Source organism: Novosphingobium sp. HR1a (assembly GCF_015594425.1).
In the GTDB taxonomy this organism is placed as follows: Bacteria; Pseudomonadota; Alphaproteobacteria; order Sphingomonadales; family Sphingomonadaceae; genus Novosphingobium; species Novosphingobium resinovorum_A.
The window spans coordinates 23,797-42,455 of record NZ_JABXWS010000038.1 but is presented as its reverse complement, the minus strand read 5'-3'; the positions used below and the strand labels follow the sequence as shown (position 1 = coordinate 42,455).

The window sequence follows — 18,659 nt, the reverse complement described above, 5'->3', positions numbered from 1 at the left end:
GCCACGAAGGATGGCGCAAGCGACGATGATTCGTCTGTTCAAACACTATATCCCGCATGCCGTGGTGCTGCTCTGGCTGGTCGACGTGCTGTTGCTGGCGGCGGCCAACGAGACATCATGGCGGCTGCGCGCCCAGCAGATCGGTATCGACCCGGCGCCGCTGGCCGACCGGCTTATCGCGCATGGCGCCTTTGCCGCGGTGATCTCGCTGTCGATGGTGGCGGTAGGCGTCTATGGAGCCGACGCGCTGCGATCAATGCGGTTCGCCGCGGCGCGGTTGCTGGTGGCGATCTCGCTCGGTGTCATTGCGCTGTCCTTCGTGGATTTTCTTGTCGGCGGGCAGAATTTCTGGCGCTCGACGCTGGCCTATTCGATGGCCTTCGCGATCGTGCTGATGATCTTCAACCGGCTGCTGCTGGGCGGTTTCCTCGGCACCAGCGCGTTTCGCCGCCGGGTGCTCGTGCTCGGTGCGGGCGAGCGTGCGCAGCGCCTGCGAGTGCTGGGAGAGCGTCCCGAGAGCGGCTTCGTCATCGTCGGCTATGTTGCAATGAGCGAAAGTGTGCCGGTGGTCGAGGAGGCCATCTCCCGCTCGGCCATCAACAACCTGACCCGCTACGTCGAGAACCTCGGCGTCAGCGAAGTGGTGCTGGCGCTGGAGGAGCGGCGCAACGCGCTGCCATTGAAGGACCTGCTGCGCATCAAGACGGCGGGCGTCCACGTCAACGAGTTCTCCAGCTTCCTGGAGCGCGAGACCGGCCGCGTCGATCTCGACACCGTCAACCCGAGCTGGCTGATCTTCTCCGATGGTTTTTCGTCCGGCCGGGCGATTTCCAGCGCGGCCAAGCGCGTGTTCGACATCGCCGTCAGCCTGCTGTTGCTGGCGGTTACAGCGCCGGTCATCCTGATCTTCGCGCTCCTGGTGAAAGTCGATAGCCGGGGACCGGCCTTCTATCGCCAGCCGCGCGTCGGCCTGTTCGGCCAGCATTTCGACGTCATCAAGCTGCGTTCCATGCGCACCGATGCCGAGGCTGCGGGCGCGCAGTGGGCATCGAAGGACGACCCGCGCGTCACCCGCATCGGCAAGTTCATCCGCAAGGTCCGCATCGACGAACTGCCGCAGGCCTGGACCGTCCTGAAGGGCGAAATGAGCTTCGTCGGCCCGCGCCCCGAGCGCCCGGAGTTCGTCGCCGATCTTGAGGATCAACTGCGCTATTACGCCGAGCGCCACATGGTGAAGCCGGGCATCACCGGCTGGGCGCAGATCAACTACCCTTACGGCGCCTCGATCGAGGATTCGCGCAACAAGCTCGAATACGATCTTTATTACGCCAAGAACTACACGCCTTTCCTCGACTTCCTGATCATTCTCCAGACCTTGCGCGTGGTGCTCTGGAGCGAGGGCGCGCGATGATGAAGGCCTCCGCCGTCTGGGCGACGATGGGCGTCGGGCTCGACCTGACGGGGGCCATCGCCCTGGCGAGCATCGCAATCTGGCTGTTCTCCCGCCGCGACCGGTTCGGCGCTGCGGGCACGGCCATGGTCGTCGCGCTGCTGTTCACGGCCTTGTGGAGCCTTGCCTGTGCCTTCGGCATCGGCACGCCGGAAGTGACGTTCCTGCCCGCGCTGTCCGAGAGTGCGCGTAATCTTGCATGGCTGGTCGTGGTCTATCGCCTCTTCGCCAGCGACGGACGTGATGCCAGTGTTGCGCCGATCCGCCCAGTGATCTTCGCGCTCGGTGCGGTCGAAATCCTTCACTTTGCCGTCAATTCCGGCCTGTCGCGGCTGGAGATAGACCGCGATGTCCTCGACTTCGCATTCCAGTTCAACGTGATGTTCCGCCTGCTGGTGACGGTTGGCGGGCTCGTCCTTGCGCACAATCTCTACGCGGGGGCGCCGCGCGAATCGCGGGCGGCTTTGCGCTGGCCGGCGATGGGGCTGGCAGTGCTCTGGGCCTTCGACCTCAATCTTTACACCATCGCCTACCTGGCCGGAAACTGGCCTTACGAGATTGCGGCCATTCGAGGCGTTGCCGCCATCGCCATGGCCGTCTGCATCGCAATCGGCGGTGCGAAGAACCGCAACGACCTGCGCCTGCGCCCGTCGCGGGCGGTCACGTTCCAGACGTTCTCGCTGCTGGTGATCGGCGTCTACCTCGTCGCCATGGTGGCTGTGGCGCAGTGGCTGTCCTACGCGGGCGGCAACTTCGCGCGGCTGGTGGAACTGGCTTTCCTGACGCTCGGCAGCGCCTTCGCCCTGGTCGTGCTGCCCTCGCGGCGGGTGCGGTCGTGGTTCAAGGTCATCCTCGCCAAGCATTTCTTCCAGCACCGCTACGACTATCGCGAGGAATGGCTGCGCTTCACCCGCACCATCGGCTCCGACCAGAGCGCGGCCCTCGGCGAGCGCGTCGTCCAATCGATGGCCGATGTCTTTGAGAGCCCGGCGGGCCTGCTCCTTACCCCCGGTGAGCACGGCGAACTGACCCTTGCCGCCCGTTGGAACTGGCGCGAGATCGAGGTGCCCGCAGTCGCGATCCCGGTGCAGGACATCGCCCATTTCGAGCGCACCGGCTATATCGCCGATCTCGACGATGTGCGCGCGGGTCGTGAGAGCGGAACCACGATCCCGAACTGGCTGATCGACCACCCGCGCGCCTGGGCGCTGATCCCGCTTGTTCACTACGACCGCCTCGTCGGCATGGTGGTGCTGGCCCGGCCGCAACTGGCGCGCAAGTTCGACTGGGAGGACTTCGACCTCCTGCGCGTCATCGGCCAGCAGGTAGCAAGCTATCTCTCGGAGAATGCCAGCCAGCTCGCGCTCGCCGAATCCGCGCGGTTCGAGGACTTCAACCGTCGCATCGCCTTCGTGATGCACGACATCAAGAACCTCGCCAGCCAGTTCAGCCTGCTGGCGCGCAATGCCGAACTTCACGCGGAAAAACCCGCCTTCCGTGCCGACATGCTGGTGACGCTGCGCAATTCCTCGGACAAGCTGAATGCCCTGCTGGCGCGGCTCTCGCGCTACGGTTCGGGCGGCGTGGACCGGGTCGAGCAGGTGGCCGCGACCGAGGTGCTCGGGCTGGTCATGGAACGCTTCAAGGACAGCCCGCAGGTCGTCCTCGCCGAATCGCGCGACATCATGGTCACCGCCAGTCGGCATTCGCTGGAGCAGGTGCTCGTCCACCTCGTCCAGAATGCCGTCGATGCCAGCGAGCCGGAGAGCCCGGTGTTCCTGTCGCTCGTGGTCGAAGGGATCAACGCCCGCTTCGAGGTGCTCGACAGCGGCACCGGCATGAGCGCCGACTTCGTGCGCAACCGCCTGTTCAAGCCCTTCGTCTCGACCAAGTCGGGCGGCTTCGGCATCGGCGCCTTCGAGGCGCGCGAGCTGGTGCGCGCGATGCGCGGCCGTCTCGACGTCGAATCGCGCGAAGGGCTGGGCTCTCGTTTCACGGTGCGCCTGCCGCTGGCGGCGGCGACCGACATCTATCCGAACTACGCCGAGAAGGTGGCCTGATGACTGAATCTCTGCCCAAGCTGCTCATCGTCGAGGACGACGCCGGGCTTCAGGCACAGCTCAAGTGGGCCTACGAGGATTTCGAGGTCTTCGTCGCCGGGGACCGCGCCAGCGCCATCGCGCTGCTGCGTTCGGAGATGCCGGACGTGGTGACGCTCGACCTCGGCCTGCCGCCGGACCCGGACGGCACCACCGAGGGTTTTGCGATCCTCGACGAGATCATGGCGCTCAAGCCCGACACCAAGGTCGTCGTCGCATCGGGCCACGGGGCGCGGGAAAGCGCGCTGCAGGCGATCGCGCGCGGGGCCTACGACTTCTACCAGAAGCCGGTCGACATCGATGCGCTCGGTCACATCGTGCGCCGCGCGCTCCACCTGCACCGGCTCGAGGAAGAGAACCGCCGCCTCGCCGGCAAGGTGGAGAAGGACGAGAAAGTCCTCGGCCGGATGATCACCGCCGCGCCGGAAATGGTGAAAGTGGCGCGCACCATAGAGCGCGTAGCGAATACCAGCGTCTCGGTGATGCTGCTGGGAGCGAGCGGCACCGGCAAGGAACTGCTGGCGCGCGGGCTCCACGAGGCCAGCGGCCGCGCCAAGCGCGAGTTCGTGGCGATCAACTGCGCGGCGATCCCGGAGAACCTGCTCGAAAGCGAGCTGTTCGGGCACGAGAAGGGCGCCTTCACCGGCGCCGTGAAGACCACGCCGGGCAAGATCGAGCAGGCGGCGGGGGGCACCCTGTTCCTCGACGAAGTCGGCGACATTCCGCTGCAACTGCAGGTCAAGCTGCTGCGCTTTCTGCAGGAGCGCGTGATCGAGCGCGTCGGCAGCCGCCAGTCGATCCCGGTCGATACCCGCGTCGTCTGCGCCACGCACCAGAACCTCGAGGGGATGATCGCCGAAGGGCGGTTCCGCGAAGACCTGTTCTATCGCCTCGCCGAGATCGTCGTGCGCATCCCCGGCCTCGCCGAGCGGCCGGGCGATCCGACACTGCTGGCGAAGGCATTCCTGACCCGCTACGCCAAGGAGATGAACCCGCGCGTGCGGGGCTTTTCCGCCGATGCGCTGGCGGCGATCGATGCCTGGGGCTGGCCCGGCAACGTGCGCGAGCTGGAGAACCGCGTGAAGCGCGCGGTGATCATGGCGGACGAGAAGCTGGTCTGTGCCGGCGACCTCGACTTGGCCGGTCCCGACGAGCAGGTGGCGACGGCGCTGAACCTCAAGACCGCGCGCGAGGCGGCGGACCGCAAGGTCATCCGCCATGCTCTCGCCCGTAGCGAGGGCAACATTTCCAGCACTGCCAAGATGCTCGGGATCAGCCGGCCGACGCTGTACGACCTGCTCAAGCAGTACGACTTGCAGCCGTCCTGATCTTCGATGCGCGGGGGGCGTTTCTGGAGATTTGTCAGGTGGGGCGCGGCGGTGATACCGCCGCTGCTGGTGCTGGCCGTGTGCTTCTCGCTGGTGCTGACGACCGCGACGCCGGTTGCCGTCGGCGAGATTTCCCGCGCCGACAAGCTCATCGGGCAAGGCCGCAAGGCCATCGCCCGGGGAGACGGCATCGACGCGGAAATGAAGCTGCGCGCGGCGCTCGAACAGGGAGCCGCACCGCCAGAGGTCAACGCCTACATGGGCGAGGCATTGCTCGCGCAAAGCCGCCGCGACCGCGCGCGGCCCTATCTTGCCCGCGGCGAGTTCACCGAGGCCAGCGCCGCCGAGGGCTGGCGCGCCCTGGGGCTGCTGGAGCGGCTCGACGGCAACCTTCCGGCTTCCGGACGTGCCTACGACCGGGCACTGGCGATCACCCCGAACGATGCCGGGCTCTGGGTCGAGGTCGGGCGCCTGCGCTATGCGGGCGGCGAGCACCTGCTGGCGATCGAGGCGGCCGACCGCGCGCTGAAACTAGACGAGGGCAACGTGCGCGCGCTGGAATTCCGGGGTCAGCTGGTGCGCGATCGCTATGGCCTGCTGGCTGCGATCCCGTGGTTTGAGAGCGCGATCACGCACGATCCCAAGGACGTCTCGGTCCTGCTCGAATATGCCGCGACGCTGGGCGAACTGGGCCACGCGAGCGAATGCCTGACGATCACCCGGCGCGTGCTCGAACTCAGTCCGAAGAACCCGCGCGCCTTCTACCTGCAGGCGGTGCTGGCGGCGAGGGCGGGCAACTACGGCCTCGCGCGCGGGCTGCTGGCGCGGACAAAGGGCAAGCTCGACGACCAGCCCGCCGTGCTCATCCTGCGCGGCATCACCGAGATCGCTGCCGACAACCCGGAAGCGGCGGCCGATGCGCTCGAAGCGGCGCTGCGGCTGCGCCCGGACAATATGCACGCCCGCGAACTGCTGCTGCGCGCGATCGTCATGGCGGGCCAGTACCGCTATGCCATCCTGCGCTTCGCCGACGACATCGCCGACGGTGACGCCTCGCCCTACATGCTCACCACCGTGGCGCGGGCGTGGGAAGTCCTCGGCGATCGCCAGCATGCAGGGGAGTTGCTTGATCGGGCGGCGAGGGGGCAGGGCGCGCAGCTTCGGGTACTGGGCGAGAGCGGCCGCATCGGCCAGTTGCTGCACCTTGGCCAGACCGGCGAGGCGCAAGTCGCAGCGGAGGCGCTGCGCCGGTCCGACCCCGGATTCTACGATGCGCAGGCCCTCGCAGGCGACGTGCAATTGGCGCTGGGCCATGCCGCCGAGGCGCAGGAGCGCTATGCGCTGGCCTCGCAGATCCGGCTGCCGGAAAGCCTCTTCGAGCGCCGGTTCGCGGCCTATGCGATGGCGCACGACCAAAAGGGCGCGCGCGAACTGGTCGCCGCTTACCTCGGCCAGAACCCGACCAGTCGTCCGGCCTTGTGCGCGGCGGCGGAACTGGCGGTCGGCGCGGGCGACCTGGGACGCGCCCGGACGATCCTCGCGTGGCTGCGCAACAACGGCGGCGAGGGCGACGTGGACCTGCGCGCAGACCTTGCGATGGCAGAGGCGGGCACCGGAGACCTCGCCGCTGCGCGCGAGAATGCGCTCGCGGCCTATCGCCTCCAGCGATCGAATCCGCTTGCGGCGCAGGCCCTGGGTTACAGCTATGCGGCAAGCGGGGACGATGCCCCACAAGCGCGGGCGCTGCTCGACAAGGCGCAGGCGCTGCTCGGCAATACTGCGCCCGTCGCCGAGGCCCGGCGCCGGCTGCAGGGCAGGGCGGCGCGGTAGGCGCCGAGCATGCTTGCGTGCCGTATTTTCGACGGCGACTGCAGCTGAGTGGGTGGGAAATGGACGTTGCCCAACCCACCTCGTTCATGCTGAGCTTGTCGAAGCATAGGGAACCTTACGCCCTGCCTCGGGGCCTTCGACAGGTTCAGGCTGAGCGGGGTGGGTGGTCTGATTGGGGTGGTGAGCGGTAGTTCATCCTCCCTGTTGCGAAGCAATGGGGAGGTGGCAGCCTGCACGGCTGACGGAGGGGGCTCTACCCCTCCACCACCCGTTGCGCGGGCGGTCCCCTCCCCATCGCTGCGCGACAGGGAGGATAAACCACCGCAACGGGTGAAACCGGAAAAGCTGGTTTCGCGTGGGTCAATCAGACCCGGTCACTTCGGCTGGTAAGTCTGTTCGATGCCGGGGAAGCTGCGATCGCGCACTTCCGCAGCGTACTGCGCGGCCGCTTCCGAAACCACCGAGCCCATTTCGGCATACTTCTTCACGAAGCGCGGCACCCGCTCGAACATGCCGAGCATGTCCTCGGTAACCAGCACCTGCCCGTCGCACTGCGCCGAGCCGCCGATCCCGATGCTGGGACAGGCGATGGCGCGGGTGGCCTCGATGGCGATCGTCTCGACGACGCCCTCGATCACGATCGAGAACGCCCCGGCTTCGTCGAGCGCCTTGGCATCGGCGACGATCTTGGCCGCCTCGGCCTCGCTGCGGCCGCGCGCATTGTAGCCGCCGAGCACGTTCACCGCCTGCGGGGTCAGGCCGATGTGACCCTGTACGGGGATGCCGCGCTCGTTCAGGAAGCGCACCGTTTCCGCCATCGCCGCTCCGCCTTCGAGCTTCACGCCCGCGCAGCCGGTTTCCTTCAGCAGCCTCGATGCATTGGCGAAGGCCTGCTGGGGCGACTGCTCGTAAGTGCCGAAGGGCATGTCGACGATGACGGCGGCATGGTAGCTGCCACGCACGACGGCGGCGCCGTGGGCGATCATCATCTCCAATGTCACCGGCACGCTGGAGGGCAATCCATAGATCACCTGACCGAGGCTGTCGCCGACGAGCAGGAGGTCGCAATGCGCGTCGAGCAACTGCGCCTGCCGGGCCGTGTAGGCCGTCAGCATGACGATCGGTTCTTCGGTCACGCCGTCCTTCTTGCGGCGGCGAATCGCCGGAATCGTCAGGCGCTTCATCGGCGCCGGAGTGGGGTTTGCGCGGCTGGTCGCGGTGTCGATCTGGAAGGTCGTGGACATGGCTGCGGCTTCTAGCGCCCGATCTGGTCCCCGGCAAATCTCAAGGATGGCCCGTGCGATTGTGACTCGCACCGGATATACCGGATTGTTGTAAGAATATTACAATGCTGGGGAATTTAGCACAGGGGGCTCTTGCCAAGCGGCTGCTTGTCGTTAGCCTCCCGTCATTCGCAATTCGGGGGTCCAAATGTTCGGACGCGTAAAGCCGCTCGACGCCATTCTGGCGACGGCGGAAAAGAAATCTCTTCACCGATCACTGGGTCCTGTCCAACTGACGCTTCTGGGCGTCGGCGCCATCATCGGCACCGGTATCTTCGTGCTCACTGCCGCAGCTGCGCAGAAGGCCGGTCCCGGCATGATGTGGAGCTTCATCATCGCCGGCGCGGTCTGCGCCGTCGCGGCGCTTTGCTATTCGGAACTGGCCTCGATGGTGCCGGTTTCGGGCTCGGCCTACACGTACTCCTATGCCGTCGTCGGCGAAGTGCTGGCCTGGATGGTCGGCTGGGCGCTGATCCTTGAATACGCCGTCGCGGCTTCGGCGGTCTCCGTCGGTTGGTCCGGCTACTTCATGGGCCTGCTCAAAAGTCTGACGGGGTTCGAGCTACCGGCGATGCTGGCGGCCGGGCCGACGTGGTCGCTCACCGGCGTCGACTTCTCCAGCGGCATCATCAATGTGCCCGCCGTGGTCGTGGCACTCGCGGTGACTTTCCTGCTGATGCTGGGCACCAAGGAAAGCGCGACCTTCAACGCGGTTCTGGTCGCGATCAAGGTGGCGGCGCTGACGATGTTCGTCATCCTTGCGCTGCCGGTGCTCAATACCGAGCATTTCGCACCCTTCGCACCCAATGGCTGGTTCGGACCGGCCGGCACCAGCGGTCTCGGCATAGTCGGGGCCGCTTCTTCCATCTTCTTCGCCTATGTCGGCTTCGACGCGGTTTCGACCGCTGCGGAAGAGACGAAGAACCCGCAGCGCAACGTGCCGATCGGCCTGATTGGAAGCCTCGCGCTGTGCACCGTGTTCTACCTGCTCGTCGCAGCCGGCGCGATCGGTGCCATCGGCGCCCAGCCGACCGCGCTGGGCACGCAGCCCGGCTCGGCAGAGTTCACCGCGCAGTGCGCGGCGCTCGCCGCCAAGGGCAGCCAGCCGCTGGTATGCTCGCAGGAAGCGCTGGCGCACGTCCTGCGCTCGATCAACTACACCCGCGCGGGGGACCTCATCGGCCTCGCAGCGAACCTGGCGCTGCCTTCGGTCATCCTTATGATGCTCTACGGTCAGACCCGCATCTTCTTCGTGATGGCGCGCGACGGTCTGTTGCCGGAGAAGCTGGCGACCATTCACCCCAAGTGGAAGACGCCGCACATCGTCACCCTGATCACCGGCGTCTTCGTGGCGATCGCCGCGGCGCTGCTGCCTGTCGGCCAGCTGGCGGACATCTCCAACTCGGGCACGCTCTTCGCGTTCCTGATGGTGTCGGTCGCGGTGCTGATCCTGCGCGTGCGTGATCCGCATCGCCATCGTCCGTTCCGCACACCGCTGGTGTGGGTCGTGGCGCCGATCGCGATCATCGGTTGCGTGACGCTGTTCTTCAACCTGCCGACCGAAGCGATGCTGGTGCTGCCGATCTGGGGCGCGATCGGCCTCGTGTTCTATTTCGCCTACGGCTACCGCAAGAGCCACGTGGGCCGGGGCCTCGTCGAGGTTCACGAGGAGGATACCGACGTGCCTCCGCAGCCGGTGCCGCCGATCTCCTGATCGGCGCGGCAAGCAATTATGAAGGAGGGGAGGGCAGCTTGGTGCTCTCCCCTTTTCTTATGCCCCGCTCATGCCGGTCTATCCCTAGGTTTTCCACAGCTTTGCCGACAGGCGGCAACGAAGTCCGCGTGCACGACTTGTTGGTTGCATGGTCCTTTCCCGCTTCGACCAGTTCGCCTTTGCCGTGCTGCTGGCCGCCTCGTTCGTACTGGTAGGCCTGGCTTGGCTGCATGATCATCCAGAACACGATCCCCGTGCGCCATTGACGCTTGCCGAGCCCGACGGATGGGCAACCGGGCGCAAGTTCGCAGCGCTGCGGTCCAGCCGGGCCGTGTGCCGGGCTTTTCTCGACAGCGCCGGGGTGAATGCGCCTGCACTGCCCGGGGCTGGCAACGGGGCATGTCTCAGAGACGATCGGCAGGTCCTGGGCGCACCAGCGCGCCTTGGGACCCTATTACGTCCTCAGGGCGGTCAGGCGACGTGTGCGGTCGACGCCGGACTTGCCCGCTGGATAAGACATGGCGTGCAGCCTGCCGCAGAGGCGGTATTCCGTCAGAAGGTGGTGCGCATCGAACATCTTGGCACCGCAAGCTGTCGCCGGATCGGCGGCGGTGAACGCGGCAACTGGAGTGAGCATGCCACCGGCAACGCCATCGATATCGCCAGCTTCGTATTGGCGGACGGAAGCCGGATAAGCGTGGCGAAGGATTGGACTGGAAAGGACGCGGCGACGTCGCGCTTCCTGCATGACGTACGGGATGCTGCCTGTCGCAGCTTCTCTACCGTGCTGTCGCCCGACTACAACGCGGCTCATGCCGATCACCTGCATCTCGACCAGGCGAAACGCGCCGGGGGATGGTCAACCTGTCGATGAGTTAGGGGACGCGAAAAGGGAAATGGTGACCCCTACGGGAATCGAACCCGTGTTTCAGCCGTGAAAGGGCCGCGTCCTAGACCGCTAGACGAAGGGGCCATCTGGCCATTTCAAACGACTTTTCCGGAAAAGTCCGGATGGTGACCCCTACGAGAATCGAACTCGTGTTTCAGCCGTGAGAGGGCCGCGTCCTAACCGCTAGACGAAGGGGCCATGAAGCCGTTTTGTTACCTCCCACCGTAACCGATGGTGACCCCTACGGGAATCGAACCCGTGTTTCAGCCGTGAAAGGGCCGCGTCCTAGACCGCTAGACGAAGGGGCCAAACCGGGTTGCGCCGGAGGCAGGACCGGCCCTCTAACGGTGGGTCCAAGGGTGGTCAACCCTTATCTGGAAACTTTTTTGAACCTTTCGTTTCAGTCGCAGAAAGCCGCGTCATCAAGGTGCAGTTCCGCCGCCGGGCGGCTGCCCCAGTCGTCGATCTTCGCACGCCCGGCCAGCCACAGCTTGCGGCCTTGTGCAGCGTGCAGAAGGGCTTGGCCCATCTCGGTTTCGGCGATGCGGAAGGCCATGGCCTTGAACCGTCCGCCGTCGGGTCCGGAAACGATCAGGCGCAAGTGGTCGGCTCCGACGACGTCCGCCTTGACGATGCGGACGGGGCCGACGGCCACGCGCGGGCCGGGCCAGCCCATGCCGTAAGGCCCGGCGCTCTCCAGCGTCTCCACGAGCGAGGGTACGAGGCCGCCGGGGGAAAGAGCCAGATCGAGCAGTACGCTGCGATTGGCGCTCGCGCGGGAGACATCGGCGGCAAGGTGTTCGTCCAGCCATTCCGACAGGGCATCCAGCTTATCCGGCGCAATGGTGAGGCCGCAGGCCATGGCGTGCCCGCCGCCGGCCTCCAGGAAGCCGGCCTCGCGCGCGGCGATGATCGCGGCGCCCAGGTCCACGCCGGGGATCGAGCGGCCGGAGCCCTTGCCGTTACCCGCATCGTCCGCCCCCAGCGCGATGACGAGAGCCGGCTTGCCGGTTTTCTCTTTGATGCGTCCCGCGACGATGCCGATGACACCCGGGTGCCAGCCGTCGCCCGCACAGACGACGACGGAGCGGTTGTGCTGCCGATCGATCTGCGCTTCGGCCATTTCCTGTACAGCCTGTTCAATAGCGCGGCGTTCGTCGTTCAGGCGGGACAACTGCGCGGCGATATCGCGTGCCTCGTCGGCATCGGTCGTGGTGAGGAGGCGAACGCCGAGGGTCGATTCGCCAACACGCCCGCCGGCATTGATGCGCGGGCCGAGCGCGAAACCGAGGTCGCTGCACGTTGGTGCCCGGCCGAGGCGGCTGGCGTCGATGAGTGCCGACATGCCGATGTTGTCGCGCTTGGCCATCACCTTGAGACCCTGTGCCACCAATGCACGGTTCAGGCCGTGAAGGGCGGCGACATCCGCTACAGTTCCGAGTGCCACGAGGTCGAGCAGGGCGAACAGGTCAGGTTCGCGGCGATTTTCGAAGAACCCGCGTTTGCGCAGCGTGCGCACGGTCGCGACGGCCAGGAGAAAAGCGACGCCGACGGCTGCGAGGTGGCCGTGGGAAGCGGCCAGGTCGTCCTCGTCGAGGCGGTTGGGGTTCACCAGCGCAGTGGCGCGGGGCAGTACGGGCGAACACTTGTGGTGGTCGACGACGATGACATCGACACCCGCTTCGTGCGCCATGTCGAGCGCTTCGTGCGCCATCGCGCCGCAGTCCACGGTGACGATCAGGCTGGAGCCTTCGCTCGCGATGCGCACCAGCGCCTCGCCGGAAGGACCATAGCCTTCGAGCAGGCGGTCCGGGATATAGTAGCGAGCGGGATGGCCGAGGGCTCGCATCAAGAGGATCAGCAGCGCCGCGCTCGTTGCGCCGTCGACGTCGTAATCACCGTATACCGTCACGGTCTCGCCCGTCAGCACCGCCTGGGCGAGCCGCTCGGCTGCCGCGTCCATGTCGCGGAATGCCGAGGGGTCGGGCAGGAAGGCGCGAAGGCTGGGATTGCGATGGCGCTCCAGATCCTCGCGAGCGACGCCGCGCGAGAGCAGGAGCTGAGTGACGATATCGTCTTCGAGACCGGCCGGGCCTCTGCCGAGGTCATCGGAGAGGTCCATATTGCCGCCGCGCCAGTGCCAGGCCTTGCCGGTCAGCGAGCGGTCGATCCCGAAGACACAGGCGGATCGTGATTCCATGAGGTCCGCGTTACCGCAGGCGTTGTTCGGCGGGAAGTGGCGGGCCTATGTCGATCCCCGCATTTCGGGCCTGGGTGGCATGCAAGGCGGGCTTCGGGCTATGATGAGGAAAGGCAACAAGGGCTGTTGATTCTCTGCTCGCTATACTCTGGCACAGTCGTACCGGCGCAGCGCGCGCCATGGCCGAGGCGCTGCATCTTGGCGCGGGCGACGATGCGCGCCTGATCACCGTTTCCGAGGTATCTGCCGAGGACTTGCTTGCGGCTTCCGGCTATGTCTTCGTTTGTCCGGAGAACCTGGGTTCGATGACGGGCTTGATGAAGGAGATGTTCGACCGCTGCTATTATCCGCTGCTGGGCCGGGTCGAGGGCAGGCCTTATGCCACGGCGATCGCGGCCGGGTCTGACGGCCGCGGAGCGCAGGCACAGATCGATCGTATCGTCACCGGCTGGCGTCTGCGGCGGGTCGCGGAGCCGCTCATCGTCAACCTCGATGCGCAGACGCCCGAGGCGATACTGGCCGAAAAACATGTGCCGCAGGCGCAACTGGATGCTTGTCGCGATCTCGGCGCTGCGATGGCTGAAGGGCTGCAACTGGGGATTTTCTGAGGAAGGGCTGCACAGTGCCGAATGGACTCGACGCTACGCTGGAAATGATGCCTATTCGCCCGATGCCGCAGCGAGCAGACAGCACCGCAGGGCTGTGCCTGCTCTTCGATCCCGGCGCGCGGCCCGGTGCGGATGCCGTGGCGCGGCTTATGGAGGCATCGGCCGTTTCCGGCTTGCCTGCCAGCATCAGCCATCGTCCAGCGCCGGAGGCGGGATGGCTGGAACTGTTGGCCAGCGGCCTGACTTTCGACCTCGTCGGGCTCGATCCGGGTGCTCCGGGGCGGATGGTCGAGGCGCAGCAGCGGTTCGGGTTCGCTGACGATGCCGTGCCGAGCAGGGGCGAGTGCATCGAACTGGTTCCATCGGGGCACATCATCTCTGGTGCAGGTCTGCAGCCCGTTCTGCGCACGATGATGGGACTGGCGGCGAACCTCGTGCTCGATCTTCCGGTCCGCGCGGTCGGCTGGGGGCCTGCGCAGACATGGATGGATCCCCGCTATTTCTGCCGCACAGTGCTCAACTGGCTTGGCGGCGGGGCTTTCCCGGCGCTTGGTCTGACGGCGCTGCATACCGCCGAGGACGGCAGCCTCATAAGCCGGGGGCTTGCACATTTCACCGGGCAGGAAATGCAGCTTGAAGGACGTCCTGACGAAACGGCGGCCGATACCGGAAAACTTGCGGTCCGGGTGATCGACCAACTTGTCCGCCGGGGCCGCATTGCCGAGCCTCTGCGGATCGATGCCGGCGGGAAGGCGCTACTCGTCGAGCCGTCGCAGGTGGGCAAACTCGTGCTGGTATGGCGTGAGGACGAGGGCTGAGCGCACTCAGGCGATACCTCTCCTTCCGCGCCGTCAATCGAAGCGACGCACCTGGCTACGATCCCGGCCTGCAGCGTCACCACCTGCTGCCGCGGCAACTGCTTGGGCAGGCGGCGTTCGCGCGGATGCTGGAGAGCATCGGCGGGCACCGCCATCGGTTCGAGGACTTTCGCGAGAACGGGTTGCTGCTGCCTTGTGACGAGCCCGCCGCGCTACGCATGGGCCTGCCGCTGCATCGCGGGCCGCACCGGCTCTACAGCGCGCTGGTGGTCGAGCGGGTGGGGCAGATCGAGAGCAGCTGGGCGACAATGCGCGACAAGGATCCACAAGGAGCGGCAGTGCAGGCCCATATGCGGCTGGATCTGCTGCAGCGGGCGTTGCGGCGCTACCTTCTGGACGGGCAGCGGCGGCGGTTGAAACTGAACCGCCGCGATCCGTCGGGCGGGGGCGTGGACTTCACCGAGCTTGACGCGATGGTTGACGCGCTATGGGGTTCCACGCGTGCCGCCGTGGCGCCGCTCGCTCAGTCCATGCCGGTGCGGGTGCGCAGTTCGTCCTTCGCCGACTGATACTGTGCGGTAAGCACCTCCACGCGATCCGCGACGGTCTCGATCGAGCGGATGGCTCCGATCCCCTGTCCGGCGCCCCAGATGTCCTTCCAGGCCTTCGCAGCGGTATTGCCGCCCGAGCCGAAATCCATCTGGTCCTTGCTCCCTTCCGGAAGATTGTCGGGGTCCATGCCGGCCGCGACGATGGACGGGCGCAGGTAGTTCCCATGAACGCCGGTGAACAGGCTGGAATTCACGATATGGGAGGCGTGGCCATCGACGATCGCCTGCTTGTAGGCCTGATCCGCATTGGCTTCCGTCGTGGCGATCCACGGTGTGCCGATATAGGCGAAGTCCGCGCCCATAGCCTGCGCGGCAAGGATCGAGCGTCCGTTCGCGATCGCCCCTGAAAGCGCCACCGGACCCTCGAACCAGCTACGTATCTCCTGCATCAGCGCGAAGGGGGACTGCGGCCCGGCATGGCCGCCCGCTCCGGCCGCGACCGCGATCAGGCCGTCCGCGCCCTTTTCCACGGCCTTGCGGGCGAACATGTCGTCGATCACGTCGTGCAGGACCATGCCGCCCCAGCCGTGCACCGCCGCGTTGACTTCCACGTTGGCGCCGAGCGAGGTGATGACCAGCGGCACCTTCCACTTCTCCAGCACCGCAAGGTCTTCCTCCAGCCGCGTGTTGGTGCGGTGGACGATGAGATTGACCGCGAAAGGCGCGGCGCAGTCCCGGGTTTCCTCGGTGATACGGTGGAGCCATTCGTCGAGCTGGCTTGTGGGCCGGGCATTGAGCGCTGGAAAGCTGCCGACGATCCCGCTGCGCACTTGTGCGATGACCAGCTCCGGATTGGAGACGATGAACATCGGCGCCGCGATCACGGGCAGGCGCAGAGATTTGGACAGCGCGGGAAGGGGCATCTCGTCTCCGTTTAATCGTTCGATTAAATCATCGCATAATCCGGTCCATCCATGGTGTCGAGTGCAGACCGCCGTACCGCCCCCGCGTTTCTGGCGGACGCAGGCGTGACGTTCGCCGGCGACTGAAATAGACACCACTGTCGATTAACAGGCGGAAGCGGAGAAGGAGCACACCATGTCGGATATCGGGGAAGCCACGTTCGATTGTTCGGACATCGACCAGTATCTCGGCACCGTCATCGACAGTTCGCCGATCCGCGAGCCGCTGGGGAACAACGACATCCGGCGCTGGGTGCAGGCCATGCACTATCCGAACCTCGCCCATTACGACCCGGCCTTCGCGGCCGCGAGCCGCTGGGGCAAGCTGGTGGCGCCGCAGAGTTTTCCGATCGTGATGGACGACAGCCACGGCACGTCGTCCTCCTGCATGGGCGGCATCGCCGAATCGCACCTGCTGTTCGGTGGCGATGAGTTCTGGCACTACGGCCCGCGCGTGTTCGGCGGCGATACCATCACCAACGAGCGCATTCCCTACGACTACAGCGTCAAGGACACCGGGTTCGGACCGACCTGCTTCCAGCGCGGTGACAACTATTACCGCAACCAGCACGGCGAACTGATCGCCAAGCAGCGTTCGACCGCCATCCGCTACCGCGCGGCGGCAGGCGGCGCGCGCGTCGATACCTCCGAGTTCGAGGAGCCGGAATGGACCGATGCCGAGATCGAGAAGCTCGAGGAGCGCAAGTTCGGCTGGATCAGGATGCTGCACGATCTGGGCCATGGCGAACGCTGGTGGGATGACGTGAATATCGGCGACCAGCTTCCCGAGCGCGTGTTCGGACCCCACACCGTCGCCAGCTTCACGACGGAATGGCGCTCGTACCTGTTCACGGTATGGGGCACCCTCGATCGCCGCACGATCGACCTGGAGGCTCTCGGCTTCACCAAGGAAATGGCGGGTCACGAGAACGACCCGGTGATGGAGCGGATCAATCCGGAACTCACTGACGGCGCGTACTACGGCCCGTCGCGCGGACACTTGTTCCCCAAATATGCGCGCAAGATCGGTATGCCGCGCGCCTACGGCTACGGCGCCTCGATGGGGGCGTGGGTGACCGACTATCTCGCCGGCTGGGCAGGCGAATGGGGCATGGTGGTGCACTCGACCGCCAATTATCGCGGTCCTGCCCTTAGCGGCGACGTCACCATCCAGACCGCCGAAGTGGTCGACAAGATGGTAGACGAGGACGGGCGCCATATGGTTCAGGTCAAGCACCTCATGCAGAATCAGAAGGGCGTCAAGATGTGCATGGGCGTGGCCGAGATCGAACTGCCCAAGAAGAAGTGACGCGAAAGGAGGCGGCCCCGGCATGGGCCGCCTCCTCCCCCCGTCGCGTCACCGCAGCAGGGTCGCAGCGTGTCCTCCCTGGGGGAGGGCAACAGAGCGGAAGGACACGCGGACCTTCATCTCAATTGCCGGTGCTTCCTCCCAGTAATCCGCCAAGCAGTCCGGTGACGGGGGCCAGTGCGCCGCCACCCGAACCTGTCGTTCCGCCCAACAATCCTCCGCTGACGTTTCCGGTCAGGGTGCCGCTCAAGCTGACGTTCAGCGTGCCGACGACACCGTTCACCAGCCCCGTGACGGGCGCCAGGACATCGCCCGATCCGCCGCCGCCGGTAGCTGTGCCAAGCAGTCCGGTGACGAGCCCGGTGACCGGCGCGAGGGCTGAACCTGCGCCGCCGCTGCCCCCACCGCCGATGCCGCCCCCGACGCTCCCCACCACCGGGCCGACAGCCCCGTTCAGGGCGTCGAGCACCGGCGAGGCGACGGAGTTCACCACGCCCGGCACAGGGGCCACGACCGGTGAAAGTCCGTTGGTCAGTTGCGTGACCCCGTTGCCGACCTGCTCGCCGAGCAAAGCACCGGCGAGGTTGCCCACCGGCGCAAGCCCCTGCGCCACGCCGTCGGCCGTGGTCGGCAAAGTCACATCGACAACCTTGCCGTCCGATAGCACATCGGCCGTGAGCAGGGTTCCGGAGACGAGCCCGGAATCCTCGGACAGTACGTTAGCACCGATGAGCGTGCCGCTCGTGCTCGGACCGGTCAGGGCATTGTTGCCCAGATCCAGACCTACGAGCGGCCCGGTGTACGTCGGCGCCGGGCCGGAGCCGCCACCTGGCAGCGCGCCGGTCAGGCCATCTACCAGACCGCCAAGCTGTCCGGAAACCGGGGCAAGCAGTCCGCCTTGGCCCAATACCGGCGCCAGCACTCCATCGACCGTGCCCAGCAATGGATTGGTCACTTGGCTGACCGTTGAGGTGACCACAGCCACGGTCGGCGAAAGTCCATCCGTGACGCTGTTGACGGTGGAGCCGACCTGAGGCCCCAGCAGCGCCCCGGCAATGGCGCCCACCGGAGCCAGCGCTTCCTGTGTCGCCTGCGGTGTGGTGGGCAGCGTAACCGCTATGGCCTTGCCGTCACCGCTGAGGACATCGACGGCGAGGCCGCTGGTGGACTGCCCTGCGGCGGGCGGCGCCACGTTGACGTCGACCAATGTGCCCGAGCCGCTCGGCCCGAGGATCGAAGTGCCGCCAATTGCTACTCCTACGGCCGAACCGGTGTAGCTGGTGGTCGTGGGGGTCGGCGTCGGGGAAGGCGTCGGTGTTGGTGCCGGGGTGGGTGTGGGGCTCGGTGAGGGCGTAGGTCCCGGTGTGGGTGAGGGGCTGGGGCTGGGGCTGGGGCTGGGGCTGGGGGTGGGCGTCACACCGGAGCCGGGGTTGAAACCTGTCCCATCGGCGCAAGCGCCCAGCAGAAGAAGGGGGATCGCCGCCGCACCCATGAGGGTTTGCCGGAAAGATCGCGGTGAATTGATCGACATGGTGTTGCCTCCGTAAAATACTCCGTAGGCAAGGCGTTAAGCCTGTTGGGCGCGGAGGCCGCGGATAGACGGAGCCGTGTCGATCGT

Annotated in this window: 14 protein-coding genes and 3 tRNA genes; 10 read left to right on the top strand and 7 right to left on the bottom strand. The window is 66.3% G+C overall.

Going from position 1 to position 18,659, the window contains the following annotated elements; all coding sequences use genetic code 11:
* The first annotated feature begins 25 nt into the window (after positions 1–25).
* The 4 genes from HWN72_RS08910 to HWN72_RS08895 are packed head-to-tail and all read left to right on the top strand — an operon-like array spanning position 26 to position 6,707.
* Positions 26–1,411 (top strand): TIGR03013 family XrtA/PEP-CTERM system glycosyltransferase, encoded by a 1,386-nt coding sequence (locus HWN72_RS08910; protein ID WP_008828394.1) that lies wholly within the window; start codon positions 26–28, stop codon positions 1,409–1,411.
* On the top strand, positions 1,411–3,510 hold the full coding sequence (gene prsK, locus HWN72_RS08905) for an XrtA/PEP-CTERM system histidine kinase PrsK (RefSeq protein WP_248005893.1): 2,100 nt from the start codon (positions 1,411–1,413) through the stop codon (positions 3,508–3,510). Before HWN72_RS08910 ends, prsK begins: the two co-directional genes overlap by 1 nt.
* Positions 3,510–4,877, top strand: a complete 1,368-nt coding sequence (gene prsR, locus HWN72_RS08900; protein ID WP_008828392.1) for a PEP-CTERM-box response regulator transcription factor — start codon at positions 3,510–3,512, stop codon at positions 4,875–4,877. Before prsK ends, prsR begins: the two co-directional genes overlap by 1 nt.
* Before the next feature lie 51 nt (positions 4,878–4,928).
* Positions 4,929–6,707 carry a tetratricopeptide repeat protein gene (locus HWN72_RS08895; RefSeq protein ID WP_211150054.1) on the top strand — a complete coding sequence of 593 codons (1,779 nt, stop codon included), beginning with the start codon at positions 4,929–4,931 and terminating at the stop codon, positions 6,705–6,707.
* Between the two features lie 374 nt (positions 6,708–7,081).
* Here HWN72_RS08895 and panB read toward each other — a convergent pair whose 3' ends face one another.
* On the bottom strand, positions 7,082–7,951 hold the full coding sequence (panB, locus tag HWN72_RS08890; protein WP_211150053.1) for a 3-methyl-2-oxobutanoate hydroxymethyltransferase: 870 nt from the start codon (positions 7,949–7,951) through the stop codon (positions 7,082–7,084).
* 187 nt (positions 7,952–8,138) lie between these two features.
* Between panB and HWN72_RS08885 the strand changes: the two genes are divergently transcribed.
* Positions 8,139–9,704 carry an amino acid permease gene (locus HWN72_RS08885; RefSeq protein WP_036524351.1) on the top strand — a complete coding sequence of 522 codons (1,566 nt, stop codon included), beginning with the start codon at positions 8,139–8,141 and terminating at the stop codon, positions 9,702–9,704.
* A gap of 148 nt (positions 9,705–9,852) precedes the next feature.
* Positions 9,853–10,578, top strand: coding sequence for an extensin family protein (locus HWN72_RS08880; RefSeq protein WP_211150052.1), 726 nt, complete (start codon positions 9,853–9,855; stop codon positions 10,576–10,578).
* 23 nt (positions 10,579–10,601) lie between these two features.
* On the opposite strand, the gene HWN72_RS08875 is transcribed toward HWN72_RS08880, so the two are convergent.
* The 4 genes from HWN72_RS08875 to recJ all read right to left on the bottom strand — a co-directional run bounded on the left by HWN72_RS08875 (position 10,602) and on the right by recJ (position 12,793).
* Positions 10,602–10,677 (bottom strand) — tRNA-Glu (locus tag HWN72_RS08875).
* 39 nt (positions 10,678–10,716) lie between these two features.
* A tRNA-Glu gene (locus tag HWN72_RS08870) sits at positions 10,717–10,791 on the bottom strand.
* Positions 10,792–10,825: 34 nt separating this feature from the next.
* Positions 10,826–10,901 (bottom strand) — tRNA-Glu (locus HWN72_RS08865).
* A 92-nt stretch (positions 10,902–10,993) separates the two neighbouring features.
* Positions 10,994–12,793 (bottom strand): single-stranded-DNA-specific exonuclease RecJ, encoded by a 1,800-nt coding sequence (gene recJ, locus HWN72_RS08860; protein WP_211150051.1) that lies wholly within the window; start codon positions 12,791–12,793, stop codon positions 10,994–10,996.
* Positions 12,794–12,972: 179 nt separating this feature from the next.
* On the opposite strand from recJ, the gene HWN72_RS08855 reads away from it, so the two are divergent.
* The 3 genes from HWN72_RS08855 to HWN72_RS08845 all read left to right on the top strand — a co-directional run bounded on the left by HWN72_RS08855 (position 12,973) and on the right by HWN72_RS08845 (position 14,788).
* Entirely contained in the window at positions 12,973–13,401 is a 429-nt protein-coding gene (locus tag HWN72_RS08855) for a flavodoxin family protein (protein WP_211150050.1), read from the top strand.
* A 62-nt stretch (positions 13,402–13,463) separates the two neighbouring features.
* Positions 13,464–14,219, top strand: a complete 756-nt coding sequence (locus tag HWN72_RS08850; protein WP_248005891.1) for a hypothetical protein — start codon at positions 13,464–13,466, stop codon at positions 14,217–14,219.
* On the top strand, positions 14,216–14,788 hold the full coding sequence (locus HWN72_RS08845) for an AHH domain-containing protein (RefSeq protein WP_211150086.1): 573 nt from the start codon (positions 14,216–14,218) through the stop codon (positions 14,786–14,788). Before HWN72_RS08850 ends, HWN72_RS08845 begins: the two co-directional genes overlap by 4 nt.
* Here the strand turns inward: HWN72_RS08845 and HWN72_RS08840 are convergent.
* Positions 14,743–15,693 (bottom strand): nitronate monooxygenase family protein, encoded by a 951-nt coding sequence (locus HWN72_RS08840; protein ID WP_211150048.1) that lies wholly within the window; start codon positions 15,691–15,693, stop codon positions 14,743–14,745. The two genes, HWN72_RS08845 and HWN72_RS08840, sit on opposite strands and share 46 nt — an antisense overlap.
* A gap of 175 nt (positions 15,694–15,868) precedes the next feature.
* On the opposite strand from HWN72_RS08840, the gene HWN72_RS08835 reads away from it, so the two are divergent.
* Positions 15,869–17,041 carry a MaoC family dehydratase N-terminal domain-containing protein gene (locus tag HWN72_RS08835; RefSeq protein ID WP_211150047.1) on the top strand — a complete coding sequence of 391 codons (1,173 nt, stop codon included), beginning with the start codon at positions 15,869–15,871 and terminating at the stop codon, positions 17,039–17,041.
* A 121-nt stretch (positions 17,042–17,162) separates the two neighbouring features.
* On the opposite strand, the gene HWN72_RS08830 is transcribed toward HWN72_RS08835, so the two are convergent.
* A complete protein-coding gene (locus HWN72_RS08830) occupies positions 17,163–18,572 on the bottom strand; it encodes a hypothetical protein (protein ID WP_211150046.1) in 1,410 nt (469 codons plus the stop codon).
* Positions 18,573–18,659 lie beyond the last annotated feature (87 nt).